The organism is Vulgatibacter sp. (genome assembly GCF_041687135.1).
Taxonomy (GTDB): domain Bacteria; phylum Myxococcota; class Myxococcia; order Myxococcales; family Vulgatibacteraceae; genus JAWLCN01.
In genome coordinates, this window is record NZ_JAWLCN010000004.1 from 247,543 (window position 1) to 261,029 (window position 13,487).

General features: G+C 73.4%; 9 protein-coding genes, 1 pseudogene and 1 riboswitch. Of the genes and pseudogenes, 8 read left to right on the forward strand and 2 right to left on the reverse strand.

Annotated features, from left to right (window positions below):
* Positions 1 to 33: 33 nt before the first annotated feature.
* Together ACESMR_RS12250 and ACESMR_RS12255 are read right to left on the reverse strand one after the other, a co-directional pair.
* Positions 34 to 1,266: pseudogene (locus ACESMR_RS12250) on the reverse strand (MFS transporter); the annotation flags it as partial.
* The gene (locus ACESMR_RS12255) at positions 1,217 to 1,678 is read right to left on the reverse strand and encodes a MarR family winged helix-turn-helix transcriptional regulator (RefSeq protein WP_373047361.1); all 462 of its coding nucleotides are present in this window, start codon (positions 1,676 to 1,678) and stop codon (positions 1,217 to 1,219) included. The gene ACESMR_RS12255 and the pseudogene ACESMR_RS12250, both read right to left, overlap by 50 nt.
* Positions 1,679 to 1,839: 161 nt before the next feature.
* A riboswitch (cobalamin riboswitch) is annotated at positions 1,840 to 2,047 on the forward strand.
* Positions 2,048 to 2,144: 97 nt separating this feature from the next.
* On the opposite strand from ACESMR_RS12255, the gene ACESMR_RS12260 reads away from it, so the two are divergent.
* The 8 genes from ACESMR_RS12260 (at position 2,145) to ACESMR_RS12295 (ending at position 13,466) form a co-directional block, all read left to right on the forward strand.
* Positions 2,145 to 4,151, forward strand: a complete 2,007-nt coding sequence (locus tag ACESMR_RS12260; RefSeq protein WP_373047362.1) for a TonB-dependent receptor plug domain-containing protein — start codon at positions 2,145 to 2,147, stop codon at positions 4,149 to 4,151.
* Entirely contained in the window at positions 4,148 to 5,827 is a 1,680-nt protein-coding gene (locus ACESMR_RS12265) for an MXAN_6577-like cysteine-rich protein (protein WP_373047363.1), read from the forward strand. The genes ACESMR_RS12260 and ACESMR_RS12265 overlap by 4 nt, the downstream gene beginning before the upstream one ends.
* A complete protein-coding gene (locus ACESMR_RS12270; protein WP_373047364.1) occupies positions 5,827 to 6,657 on the forward strand; it encodes an ABC transporter substrate-binding protein in 831 nt (276 codons plus the stop codon). The genes ACESMR_RS12265 and ACESMR_RS12270 overlap by 1 nt, the downstream gene beginning before the upstream one ends.
* A complete protein-coding gene (locus ACESMR_RS12275; protein ID WP_373047365.1) occupies positions 6,654 to 7,712 on the forward strand; it encodes a FecCD family ABC transporter permease in 1,059 nt (352 codons plus the stop codon). The genes ACESMR_RS12270 and ACESMR_RS12275 overlap by 4 nt, the downstream gene beginning before the upstream one ends.
* Before the next feature lie 106 nt (positions 7,713 to 7,818).
* The gene (locus ACESMR_RS12280; RefSeq protein ID WP_373047366.1) at positions 7,819 to 9,360 is read left to right on the forward strand and encodes an adenylate/guanylate cyclase domain-containing protein; all 1,542 of its coding nucleotides are present in this window, start codon (positions 7,819 to 7,821) and stop codon (positions 9,358 to 9,360) included.
* A complete protein-coding gene (locus ACESMR_RS12285) occupies positions 9,357 to 11,576 on the forward strand; it encodes a serine/threonine-protein kinase (protein ID WP_373047367.1) in 2,220 nt (739 codons plus the stop codon). Before ACESMR_RS12280 ends, ACESMR_RS12285 begins: the two co-directional genes overlap by 4 nt.
* Entirely contained in the window at positions 11,560 to 12,573 is a 1,014-nt protein-coding gene (locus ACESMR_RS12290; protein ID WP_373047368.1) for a hypothetical protein, read from the forward strand. Before ACESMR_RS12285 ends, ACESMR_RS12290 begins: the two co-directional genes overlap by 17 nt.
* Complete coding sequence (locus ACESMR_RS12295) at positions 12,570 to 13,466, forward strand: ABC transporter ATP-binding protein (RefSeq protein ID WP_373047369.1); 897 nt, start codon at positions 12,570 to 12,572, stop codon at positions 13,464 to 13,466. Before ACESMR_RS12290 ends, ACESMR_RS12295 begins: the two co-directional genes overlap by 4 nt.
* Positions 13,467 to 13,487 lie beyond the last annotated feature (21 nt).

The window sequence follows — 13,487 nt, forward strand, 5'->3', positions numbered from 1 at the left end:
CAGGACGATCCCGAAGGCGAGCGGTCCGGCGAACGCGCCTGTGAAGCCGACCGTCGAATAGAACGCCATCGTCGTTCCGCGCAGCGCGGGATCCGCCCCGCGGACCAGACTCGATGTGAGGGCCCCCGAGTCCGCTGCGGCCAAAGCTCCGTAGACGAGAAGCAGCGCAAGCAGAACCCACGACGGCACGCCGCCGGCAACGATCCCGAGTGCGCAGCCGAGAAGCGCCGAGGCGGACATGATGCCGACGACCAATCGTCGCCAGCCGAGGCGCTCGGCGAGCTCGTTTCCCGCGAGGCTCGCCGGCAGCAGCAGCAGCGTAAGCGCCGCGGCGATCACCGTCGGATCGGGTCGAAGGGCATCGTCCGGCCGCTGGGCGTAGGCGAAGGCCAGGAAGCCCACGACCCACGACCAGAGCCCGAAGAGCTCGAAGTTGTGCGCCGCATAGGCGATCGCGCGGGCCGTGGCCGATCGGTCCTGCAGCACGAGCTTCCATCTCGAAAACGCGTTCTGGAGCAGCTGCGTGCGCACCGGCGCAGCGCCGTTCGAGCCGCCAACGAGGACGGCGATCGCCACGAACGAAAGCGCCGGCCCGATCGCAGCCAGGCCGAAAGCCCAGCGCCAGCCGAGCTGCTGGCCGATCGACCCGACGAAGAGAAACGAGGCGCTGGTCCCGAGTGCGTAGCAGCCCGTATAGAGCGCGATCGCCCGCGATTGGAACGCAACGCCGACCCGCTCGCCCAACAGCCGGAGACCCGGCATGTAGGTGCCGGCGAGGCCCGCGCCCATCAGGAGCTGTGCGACGGCGGCGGTCCCGGGGCCGCGGACCGCCAGAGCATAGAGGAGCGCGCCCGCCATGCTTCCACACGCGGCGCCCAGGTAGATCCTTCGCGCGCCATAGCCGTCGGTGGCCGAAAGAAGGATGGGTACGGCGAGCGCATAGCCGCCGTGAAACGCGCCGACGATCCAACCGGCCTGCGAAGGCGAGAGCGACCACGCGGCACGGAGCTCGGGAAGTTGGCCGATGAAGCCGGCGTGTCCGAGCATGCCGACCACCTGTGCGGCGCAAAGGCCGGTGATCAGCGCGCGCTCGTTCATTCTCGCCTCCGCTCGCCTGTCGAGGTCCAACCAGCTCGCTGGCGACCACCTCGCTGAACTGGTTGAATCACTCAACCATCGGACCAGGAAAAATCGGGTAGCTCGCCCGATGGCGAATTTACGTGGGCCGCAGGCCCTGCACGGCTCGCTGAAGAACGCGCAGTGCATCGAGGACCTCGGCCCGCCTACTTGGATCGATGGCAGCGAGCAGCGCCTGGCGCTGCGGGATCGTTTCCGCTTCGATCCGTTCCACGAGGCGCTCGCCCGCTGGCAGGAGACGAACGCAGCAGAACCGCGCGTCGTCGTGAAGGTCCCGTACGCGCTCCACGTACCCCTTCTTCTCGAGGCGGTCGATGATCCGCGTTGCGCCGCTCTTGCTCACGCCCAGGTCCTGCACGAAATCCTGGATCGCGGGCAGCCCTCGCTCGCTGGTCGCGCGCAGCGCCCGGTATTCCGAGAGCGTGATGTCGTGACAACACACCTGCTCTTCGCTCTGCATACCGAGCAGATGCACCAGAGCCGCGAGCACCTCGTTCAGCTCGCGCGCCTGGGCCACGGGAATCCTGGATGCACCGGTCATGCGTCGACACCCACATGGTTGCTTGAGTCAACCAAACGTAGAGAGAGGGCGGTTCGCTGTCAAGCGCGGCTGCGCGGGTACCGCGCCCGGCAGCGCCGCATGCACCGGGGGCCGCTGGCACGCCCGCTTGACTGCCGGCCGGGCGCGCGACTAGGTTGCGCGCCGGACGGAAAGCCGTGGGTGCCCGTGGAAGACACGGGAAAAGGGAAGCCGGTGTGATTCCGGCGCGGTCCCGCCACTGTAACCGGGCGAAGAGATCCCCAGCGTAGCGGCCACTCTCCCTTGGGAGGGGAAGGCCGGGGGTCTCGCAGGGCGAAGAAGCCCCTGCACCCGGGAGCCAGGAAACCTGCCCGCGGCCAGTCGAGGAGAGAGCTCGTCCCCGGTGCGATGGTCGCGCCGGCGCTCCCTCCGAAGCGGCGAAGAGCCGCGTTCGCGACCCCGCGCGAGAAGGGGCTGCGAGGTGGAAATGCTGGCCCTTCGGCCCGGCCTCCGCAGGCGCACGAGCCTGCGCGGATGGCCCTGCCCTCATGTCCTCGCAGCGGCGCTCCTCGTCGCTCCCGCCGTCGCCGCCGGCGAGGAGGACGTGCGCCTGGGAACCGTGACGGTGACCGCCGACGCGGAGGCGCCGCCCCCCGAACCCACCGTCGCCGAGGAGCCCACCGGCTTCGGCACGGTGGTCGAGACGAAGGACTTCGCGGGGCAGCAGATCGATGTGGCGGATCTGCTCCTCCACGCGCCGGGCACGCGGATCCACCGGGCCCCTGGCGGCGCCACCCTGAGGCTCCGCGGCAGCTCGTCGGAGCAGTCGTTGGTGCTCCTCGACGGCATCGCCCTCAACGCCGCTGCGGGCGGCGGCGTCGACCTGCGCACCATTCCCGCAGCGCTCCTCGAGCGCATCACCGTGCTGCGCGGCAACGAGGGCGCCCGCTACGGCTCCGGCGCCCTGGGCGGCGCCGCCCTCCTCGAGACCCGCGCCCTGCGCGACGAGGTCGGCGGCTCGGTCCGACTCTCCGCCGGATCGTTCGATTCCTATGCGGTCGACGGCGCTGCCTGGGGCGGCACCGGCGCGGCGACGGGCTTGGCGGCGATCACGTACCGCGACACCAGCGGCGCCTACGAGGGGCTCTACGATCCCACCCCGGAGGCCAACCCCGGCGACAGGACCCGCCGCACCGTCGAGAACAACGACGCCACCGACCTGAGCGCCCTGCTCAAGGGCCGCCTCGATCTCGGCGAGGGAACCGTTATCCACGCCCTCGCCCTGGGGAGTCTCGGCAGCAGGGGGCTCGCCGGGACCTATTACTTCCCCGACGATCACCGCAGGGACGAGTGGCGCCTCCTCACCGCGCTTCGGATCGAGGGCGATCCCCACGCGGACGTGCGCCTCTTCGGCGGCGTCGAGCTGCGGCACGACGAGGTGGCGGTCTGGTCCGACCGCCCCGCCTGCGGCGTCCTCTGCCAGCCCTTCACCGACGACGCCGGCAAGCCCTGGCAGATCGAGAACGTGCTCCTCGCCCGCACCGGCGCCGAGCTGGCGCCCACCGGCTGGACGCTCCTCCACGCGGAGGTGGCGCTCGGCAGCGAGTGGCTGCGGAGCCCCTACCATGCCGATCGCCAGCGGGAGCGGGTCGCCCTCTCCCTCGGCGACGAGCTCTACCTCGGCAGCAGCGTCACCGTCGCGCCGGCGCTGCGCTGGGAGAAGGTGGGCAAGCACGAGGGTCTCTCGCCGCGGATCGGCGTGGCCTGGCGGCCCCTCGAGGCGATCGAGCTCCGCAGCAACTGGGGCCGCACCTTCCGGGCCCCGAGCCTGGGTGAGCTCTACTTCGAGCAGGCCGGCGTCAAGGCCAACCCCGCGCTCGATCCGGAGTCCGGCTGGACCGTGGACGGCGGCGCGGTGCTCCGGCTCCCCCGGACGCTGGTGCAGCTCACCGGCTTCTACTCGCGAATCGAGGACCTGATCCTCTACGAGCTGGCAGGGGCGATGGTGAGCAAGCCGGCCAACTTCGACGACGCCGAGATCCGCGGCGGCGAGGTGGAGCTCTCGCTGCAGCCGCTGCGGCAGCTCACCGTCGGCGGCAGCTACAGCCTCGCCCAGACCCGCAACCTCCGCGACGCGCCGCACATCTGGAAGAAGGAGCTGCCCTACCGCCCCGCGCACCGGCTCCACCTCCGAGCCGTCTACCGCGCGGACGGCTACGAGGCCTTCGCCTCGGCGAGCCACCAGTCGGAGCAGTTCATCAACCGCACCAACACGTTCGCGCTCCCCGAGGCCACCACCGTCTCGGCCGGCGCCGGCGTGCGCCTCGTCAGCCTTCCCTGGACCCTCTGGCTCTCCGGCCAGATCGACAACGCCTTCGACGCGCCGCTGGTGGATCAGCTGGGTTACCCCCAGGCCGGCAGGGCGTTCACGCTCACGCTTCGCGCCCAGTCGCCGGAGGGCGGCGCGCGCAGCAGCATGGAGAACAACGAATGAAGACGCTCGTGCGGCTGCTGCCGCTCCTCTGCATCGCCCTGCTCGCCGGCTGTGACGACGGCGAGCCCGTCTGCGCCTCGGACGTCTACTGCGACGGCCAGTGCACCGACGTCGGCCTCGACAAGACCAATTGCGGCGGCTGCGGCAACGTCTGCGGCACCGGCCTCGAGTGCGTCGACGGCGCCTGCGTCTGCGCCGGCGGCGAGGCGCTCTGCGGCGGCAGCTGCGTCGTCGTGGCCCAGGACGAGCGCCACTGCGGCGGCTGCGACAACACCTGCGGCACCGCCCAGCTCTGCACCGACGGCGCCTGCACCTGCACCGGCGACGAGACCGCCTGCGGCACATCGTGCGTCGACACGCAGAGCGACGTGCGCAACTGCGGCGCGTGCGGCACCACCTGCGGCACCGGCGAGATCTGCGAGGCGGGGGCCTGCGTAACCGGCGCCTGCACCGGCCTCGAATGCGACGTGGAGGGCACCATCCTCTGCATCGATCCCATGACCGACGAGGACAATTGCGGCGCCTGCGGCACCATCTGCGGCGCAGGCGAGACGTGCACCGACGGCGCCTGCGTCTTCACCTGCGCCGAGGGGATCGCCTGCGAGGTCGCAGGATCGATGCAGTGCGTGGACGATCGCACCGACGAGCAGAACTGCGGCGGCTGCGGCGTGGTCTGCGGCGGCGGCACCTCCTGCCTCGGCGGCGTCTGCGCCGTGGGCAACCTCTACGCCGCCTGCTTCACCGACGGCAGCGTCGTCCCCCTGCTCAAGGCGACCAACGCCGTCACCAGCCCGAAGGCCACCGGCATCGACGGCCCCCAGTCGCTGGCGCTCTACGGCGACGACCTCCTCCTCGCCATCGGCAGCCTCGACCAGACCCTCTACGTCCTCGATCGCGCCACCATGCGGCAGGTGGGCTCGGTCGTCGTGGGCGCTGCGCCCAACCAGGTGATCGTCCGCGGCACGAAGGCCTACGTGGTCGCCTCCGGCAGCAACAGCATCTCGGTGGTCGACCTCGCCGATCCCGCGGCGCCGCGGGTCTCCGACGCGGTGGCCCTCGGCGAGAACATCAACCCCATGTCCGCAGCCTTCGACAGCGCCGGCACCCTCTGGGTCTCCTCCTGGCTCGCCGACGTGGTGATCCCCGTCGACTTCTCCGGCGCCGTCGGCGTCAAGGGCGACGCGGTGGCGCTCGAGCTCACCGGCGTCGAGGGCAAGGCCTACCCCGCCGGCGTGGCGGTGGTGCGGGACGTGGTCTACGTGGCGCTCAACAACCTCGACGGCGAGTACGCCCCCGCGGGCAACGGCCGCCTCGGCAGCTACAACCCCGAGACCGGCGCGAAGGCGCTGATCGATCTCGGCAGCACCTGCACCAACGCCGGCTACCTGGCGGCAGACGGCGATCTGCTCTACGTCGCCTGCACCGACTCCTACTGGCAGGGCGAGGTGGCGATCCTCGACACCACCACCGGCACCGTGACCAACCGGATCGCCACCGGCGGCGGCCCCTCGCAGATCTCCCTCGATCCCACCGCCGAAGGCCGCTTCTTCGTCGCCGACGCCGGCGGCATGGGCTTCTTCGCGGTGGAGGCGGACGGCACCGCCACCAAGGTCGACGTCTGCCCCGTGGTCGAGGCAGGCTGGGAGTTCAACTCCGACGTCCTCGCCGCCCCGTGATGCGCACGCTGCTCGCCCTCTTCGCCGTCCTCCTCTGCTGGTCGTCGCCCGCCCTCGCGGCGGCGCCCCACTGGCTGGGATCCGCGCCGAAGGGGGCGGCGCAGCGGGTGGTCACCCTGGCGCCCTCCCTCACCGAGATCGTCCTCGATCTCGGCAGGGGCGGCGCGCTGGTGGGCGTCTCGCGCTACGACGACGCCCCCGAGGTGCAGGGGCTGCAGCGGGTCGGGGGCTTTCTCGATCCCTCGCCCGAGGCGGTCCTCGCGCTGGCGCCGGATCTCGTCCTCGTCCAGCCGTCGCCCGGCAACCGCGGCGCGGTGGAGCGCCTCGCCCAGCTCGGGATCCCGGTGCTCGTGCTCCCGCTCGACACCGTCGCCGAGACCCTCGAGGCGATCCGCGCGGTGGGCAAGGCGCTGGGTGATGCTGCCAGTGGCGAGGCCCTCGCCACCCGGATCCGGGCGGCGATCGAGAGCACGCGCGCGGCGGCTGCGGCGGGCCCGCAGCGCAAGGCCCTCCTCGTCTACGCCTGGAAACCGCTGGTGGTGGCGGGGCCCGCCTCCTTCGCCCACGAGCTCCTCGTCGCCGCAGGCGGCGAGAACGTGGCCGGCACCGCAACCGGCGCCTACCCCACCCTCTCCGCCGAAGCGGCCCTCGCCGCAGCGCCGGAGCTGGTCGTCGACGTCACCGGGGGCCACGGCGGCGGCGCGCCGATCCCCGGCCTCGGCGCCAGGGTCCGCGCCCTGCGCTCGCCCGGCCTCTTCCGCCCCGGTCCCCGGATGGTGGAGGCGCTTCGCGAGCTGGCCCGGCTCCTCGGCGAGGAGGCGCCGAAATGACCTCCCACGCCGATCGCCTGGTGGCGGTTGCAGCGACCCCGACCGTCGGGCGCCGCTTCTCGATGAGCCGCTTCGCCACCGCCCTCGGCGTGCTCGGCGCGCTCCTCCTCGCCTCGATCCTCCTCGCCGCCACGGTGGGCGCCGAGCCGATCGATCTGCTCGCCGCCTTCTCCCGTCCCGACTCCCTCGACGGGCGGATCCTCTTCGGCCTGCGCATGCCGCGGCTGCTCCTCGCCGCCATCGCCGGCCTCGGCCTCTCCGCTGCCGGCGCCGCCTACCAGGGGCTCCTGCGCAACCCGCTGGCCGATCCCTTCGTCCTCGGCGTCTCCGGCGGCGCCGCCCTGGGCGGCACCCTCGCCCTGGTCGGCGGCGGCCTGCTCGCCCTGCCTGCCCTGGGCGGCGGCGCGGTGGCGATCCTCTCCTTCGTGGGCGCCGCCCTCGCCACTCTCCTCGCCTTCGCCGCGGGGCGGAGCAACGGCAGGCTCGATCCCACCCGCACGCTCCTCACCGGCGTGATCTTCAACTCCTTCGCCGCCGCGGTGATCACCCTGCTCAAGACCGTGGTCTCGCCGGAGAAGGCGCAGGAACTCCTCTTCTGGCTCACCGGCGCGATCGGCTACGAGAGCTACGGGACCCTGGCCCTCGCCCTCGCCGCCACCGTCGTCTCCACCGCCGTGCTCGCAGCGCAGGGCAACGCCCTCAACCTCCTCGCCCTGGGCGACGACGGCGCCGCCTCGCTGGGGATCGACGTCCCCCGGGTCCGCGCCTCGATCTTCCTCGCCTCGTCGCTGGCGGTGGCGGTCGCCGTCTCCCTCACCGGCCTCGTCGCCTTCGTGGGCATGCTCGTTCCCCACCTGGTCCGGCTCCTCCTCGGCCCCGATCAGCGCCTCCTCGTTCCCGCCTCCGCCCTCGGCGGCGCCGCCTTCCTCGTCCTCGCCGACACCGCGGCGCGGGTCCTCTTCGTGCCCCTGGGGACGGAGCTTCCCGTCGGCGCGCTCACCGCCCTCGCCGGCGGGCCCTTCTTCCTGCTCCTGCTGCGCCGGTCGGCTGGTTGACACCCATCCGGGCTCGGTTACGATTCGCCCTCGCGAAAGCCTTTTCCCCGACTCCCCTGCAGGCTCACGGGGGTTCACCCCCCAGCCGAGAGGCCCGCAGCCCGCGATGTGGCAGATCGTCATCAACGGCCCCGGCTACCTCGACACCGAATACGAGCTGCCGGAAGGCGAGACCCTGCTCGGGCGCGGCGAGGAGAACCACATCGTCCTCGCGGGCGCCCTCGTCTCCCGCCGGCACGCCAGGCTGGTGGTGGAGGGGGAGGGGCTGCTCGTCGCCGACGCCGGATCCCGCAACGGCACCCTGCTGAACGGCATGCCCCTGGAGGCAGCAGCGCGGCTCGACGCCGGCGACCGGGTCGAGATCGGCGAGAACCGCCTCCGGGTGCAGCGGGTCGACGCCCTCTCCGCCGGCACCACGGTGATCCTCCGGCAGGAACCCTCGGCCTCGCTGGCCCGCCTCGACAGCGCCCGCTCCCTGGACGCCGCAGGGGCCCTGGCGAAGGGCCCCGAGGTGGCGGCGCTGGTGCTGCTCTACCAGGTCTCCGAGAAGCTCGCCTCGGCGCCGTCGCTGGAGCGCTTCCTCGAGGAGGTGGCGGATCTCGTCCTCGAGCTGGCCCGGGCCCGCACCGTGGTGGTCCAGCTCGGCGCGGCGCTCGCGCCTGCGGTGGTGCGCCACCGGGGCGGCCTCGCAGCAGGCGAGGTGCCCGTCTCCCGCAGCGTGGTGGAGGAATGCCTGCGCACCCGCGCCACCCTCTGCGTCACCGACGCGGCCCAGGACGCGCGCTTCGCCGGCAGCGAGAGCGTGGTCCACTACGGGGTCACCGAGGTGATCTGCGCGCCGCTCCTGCGCGAGGGGGCGGTGGAGGGGATCCTCTACCTGACCCGCGACGCCGACGACGTGGCGCTGCGCCAGCTGGTGGAGACCATCGCCGCGCTGGCCCACCTCGCCGGCGCCGGGATCGAGCAGCAGCGGCTCCGGGAACGGGCGGTGGCGGAGGAGCAGCGGCGGCAGCGGCTCGCCCGCTTCCTCGGCGCCGGCCTCGCTGCGGAGCTGGCGGCGGATCTCGACGGCGGGTCGCATATGGAGGAGCGCGAGGCGACGCTCCTCTTCGCCGACATCTCCGGCTTCACCCCGCTCACCGAGAGGCTCCCTGCGGCGCGGGTGGTCGAGCTCCTCGACGGCTTCTACCGGCGGATGGCCCGGGTGGTCTTCGCCCACGGCGGCACCGTCGACAAATTCATCGGCGACGCGGTGATGGCGATCTTCGGCGCGCCGCGCCGGGGCGAGGACGACGCAGCCCGGGCCCTCGACGCGGCGCTTTCGATGCGCACGGCCTTCGACGAGATGATGGCGGGATGGCCCGAGGCCGATCGCTGCAGCCTGCGCATCGGCGTGAACACGGGCAGGGTCCTCGCCGGCACCGTTGGCGGCGAGGAGCGTCTCGAGTACACCGCGGTGGGCGATGCGGTGAACGTCGCCGCGCGGCTGGTGGGCGAGGCTTCGCCGGGGCAGATCGTCGCGGGCAGCTCCACCGTCCGCGCGGCGGGCCCGGGCTTCGCGGTGCGCAGCCTCGGGCAGCGGCAGCTCAAGGGACGGAGCGGGATGGTCGAGGTGGCGGAGATCGTCGGCCGGGAGGTGGTGCCGTGAGCCTGGCGAAGGGCAGCGGCCTGCGTCCGTTCCGGCCCCAGCGCTTCGGGCGCTTCACCCTGCTCGCGCCCCTGGCAGCAGGGGGCATGGGGCAGATCTACCTCGCCCGCGCCCGCTTCGCCGGCGGCCTCGAGAAGCTCTGCGTCATCAAGAAGGTCCTGCCCGAGCTGGCCCGGGATCCGGACTTCGCCGGGCGCTTCCGCGAGGAGGCGCAGACGCTGGTGCAGCTCCAGCACGGCTCGATCGCGCAGGTCTACGACAGCGGCGAGGAGGCGGGCGAGTGGTGGATCGCCCTCGAATTCGTCGACGGCAAGGATCTGCGCCGGCTGCTGCAGCGGATGCGCACGGGCGGCAGCAGGGTGCCGCTGCCGATCGCCCTCTACGTCGCGGTGAAGATCCTCGAGGCCCTGGCCTACGCCCACCGCAAGAAGGACGGCGAGGGGAACGAGCTCGGGCTGGTCCACCGCGACGTCTCGCCGCAGAACGTGCTCCTCTCCTACGAGGGAGAGGTGAAGGTGATCGACTTCGGCCTCGCCCGGTCGACGATCAGCGAGCCCGAGCGCGACCCCTCGGTGGTGATGGGGAAGTTCCACTACATGGCGCCCGAGCAGGCGCGGAACCTGCCCCTCGATCGCCGCGCCGATCTCTACGCGGTCGGCGTGATCCTCTACGAGATGATCACCGGCTGGAATCCCTTCGAGGAGGCCTCGCCGGTGGAGGTGGTGGAATGGGCCGCCTCGCCGCGGATCCCGCCGGTGCAGCGCCTCGCGCCGGAGGTGCCCGACTCCGTCGCAGCGGCGCTGGCGAAGGCGCTGGCGATCGATCCGGCGGAACGCTTCGGCAACGCGGAGGAGCTGCGGGGCCGGCTCTCCGCCTGCCTCTCGGAGGTGGCGCCGGACGCAGGGCCGGAGCGGCTCGCGGCGCTTCTCGCCGAGGTGTTCGCGGAGGAGCACGAGCGCGAGCGGGCGTGGATGGCGGCGCTCACCAGGGGCGAGGGCGGGCAGAGCCCCGCGGCGGAGGAGACCACCCGCGCCGCGTCGGTGCCCCGCCTCGTCTCGCAGGGGGCGCGGCCGCAGCATGCGGGCACCGCGCGCTTCGGCGAGGAGCAGGGGGAGCCGCAGGGGCAGACGCGCCGCTTCGCGCCGCCTGCACGGCAGCCGGTCTCGACCGGTCTGACCGGTAGCGACGAGGAGACGCGGCAGTGGTCGGAGGGAGAGAAGCGGGTCGGCGGCGGATCCGACGATCCCTTCACCACCGGCACCACGCCGCTGCCGGGCGATACGGCACGCACGGTGCTCCGGCCGGAAGGCGAGGCTGCAGGCGCCGGTGCGGACACGGGGCGGCGGGCGCCGGCGGTGCAGCACGAGGCCGAGACGGAGCTCGTTCCCTGGGATCGCGATCGGAGCGGCGGGGCAGCGGCGCTCCGCTCCGCTGCAGCTGCTGCGACGTCGGCGCCGCGGGGGGTGCCCTGGTACGAGGCAGCGGCGGAGAGCGGTCCCGGGGCGGTGCCGGCGCCGGAGCGGACGCCGCAGGCGCCCTTTCCAGCGCGGCCGGTGGCGCAGGAGATCGAGCTGCCGGGGATCGGATCGGCTGCCGCCGTGGCGGAGGGGCCGGCCGCCGTGCCGGCGCTGCAGCCCGGTGACGAGACGGCCCCGGCGCCGCGGAAGAAGCGCGCTGCGGGCTGGGTGGCTGCAGGCGCGCTCCTCGGCATCGCCGGCGCTGCGTCGATCTTCTGGCCCGCCGAACCGGCGCCCGTGCCCCCGACACCGGCACCGGTATCGGTCGCCGCGCCGGCGGTGGTGGCAGCTCCTGCGCCGCAGCCTGTCGAAGAGGCCGAGCCGGATCCCCTGCCGGCGCCGGCGCCCGCCGCCGTTCCCGCTCGCGTCGAGGCGGCGCCTGCCACGGTAGCGCCGGTGGCGGCAGCCCGCCCTGCGACGCAGCCAGCGCCGAAGCCCGCCGCCGAAGTGGCGGCGGCCTTGCCCGATCGCCGCACCCGCCTCGCAGCAGAACGCCGCAAGGTCCTGCGCAAATACGAGGAGCTGGTGCGCGCCCACGGCGCCGACCAGGTCGGCGCCATCGTCGGCGGCCTCGTCCGTGCCACCGATTCGCAATTCCAGCGGTTGATCGAGGATCCGCAGCACCACGATGCGCTGCAGCAGCAGCTCGACGAACTCGATCGCCTCCTCGAGGAAAGACGCCGTGCATTTGCGCCTTGAACGACTCGCCTCCCTGGGCCTCGCCCTTCTGCTCGCGGCGATGCCGGTGCGCGCCTTCGCCGACACGGAGGCAGCGCCCCGCAAGGTCGCGGTGGTGATCACCCAGGCCGTCGGCGTCGGCGCCCTCGCCGACCGCCTCGGCGCCATCGCCTCCACCGTCGCCGCGGAGAGCGGCGCCGCGGTCCTCGATCCCGCCGCCTCCAGCAGCCAGCTCCGTGCAGCGGGCGGGCCCGATCCCCTCACCTGCGGCTCCGACGCGACCTGCCTCCGCAAGATCGCCGAGGCGCTCGGCGTGCGCTGGGTGATCGGCATCGGCATCGGTCGCTTCGGCGGGATCTACGGCCTCGAGCTCCGGCTCGTCGATCGCAGCGCGGCGGCAGCCCCGGCCGGCACCTCCGCCACCTGGGCGGAGCCCGGACCGGATTGGGAGGTGGCGATGCGCGATGCCCTCGCCGGCGTGCTGCCGGAGGAGCTGCAGCAGCAGCGCAAGGGCACGCTGCTGGTGCGGGCGAACGAGCCGGGGGAGCTCTTCGTCGACGGCGCCCCCGCCGGCACCCTGCCCCTCGAGGCGCCGGTGGAGATCGCCGCCGGTTCCCACGAGGTGGAGCTCCGCGGCGCCGGCGGCAGCGCCCGCTCCACCGTCGAGGTGCAGCCCGGGGCACGGGCGGAGATCGAACTCGTCCTCGCGCCGGCGCTCGATCCCGCGCCGCCTTCGCGGTGGACCTCCACCGGCAAGTGGGTCGCCGGCGGTACCACCGTGGCCCTCTTCGCCGGCGCGATCGCGACGCACCTTGCCGCCGCGGGGGCCATGGACGACGCCAGGGCGCAGAAGGACGCAGGTGATCCCTTCGCCTCCACCAGGCAGGACGCCCTCGATCGCCTCGACGTGGCGCGGCTCCTCTACACCGCCACGGTGGCGGCTGCCCTCGGCACCGCGGCGCTCTGGTATTTCGACGAGATGCCTCCAGACGCGCCTGCCTCGATCGGCGCGCCGTGAGCGTCCGTGAAACGAACGCTCCAGCGGAGCCGAAGGCGGAGCGGACGCAAGAGAGAGCGTCTCGCGCGCGAAGCGCGAGCGGGGCGGCGCAGCAGCAGCCGGCGCTGGAAGCCCGTGGGCTCGGCGTCCGCCACCCGGGCGGCGTCGAGGCGCTCCGCTCCGTCGATCTGGCGGTGCACGCCGGCACCTTCGTCGGCCTCCTCGGCCCCAACGGCGCCGGCAAGAGCACCCTGGCCCGGGCGCTGGCGGGGCTGGTGCGTGCCGGTGCCGGCGAGGTCCACATCGACGGCGATCCGCTCGCGTCGCTGCCCCGCCGGGAGGTGGCCAGGCGGATCGCCTTCCTCGCCCAGGAACCCCCTGCCGATCCCGGCTTCACCGCTGCCGAGGTGGCGCTGATGGGCAGGACCCCGCACCTGGGGCCGATGGGGCTCGACGGTCCGGGCGATCGGGCCCTGGCGGCGGAGGCGCTGGCGCGGGTCGATGCGGCGGCGCTCGCCTCGAGGCCGCTCCACGCGCTCTCCGGCGGCGAGCGTCGGCGCGTCCACCTGGCGCGGGTGCTGGTCCAGCAGGCGCCGATCTGGATCCTGGACGAGCCCACCGCCCACCTCGACCTCGCCCACCAGGCGCTGGTGCTGCAGCTGGCCCGGGCCCACGTCGACGCCGGGGGCACGGTCGTCTGCGCGCTCCACGATCTCGGCCAGGCGGCGGAGATCTGCGACCGGGTGGCGGTGCTGCGCGGCGGCGCCGTGGTGGCGCAGGGGACGCCGGCAGAGGTGCTCACCCCCTCGCGCCTCGGCGAGGTCTTCGGCGTGCCCTTCGTCGCCTCCGTCCACCCCGCCACCGGCGAGCCGCTCCTCGTGCCGGCGCTGCGCCTCCGGGGCGGCGGCAGGTGATCGCGCGGCGGGCTTTCGGGT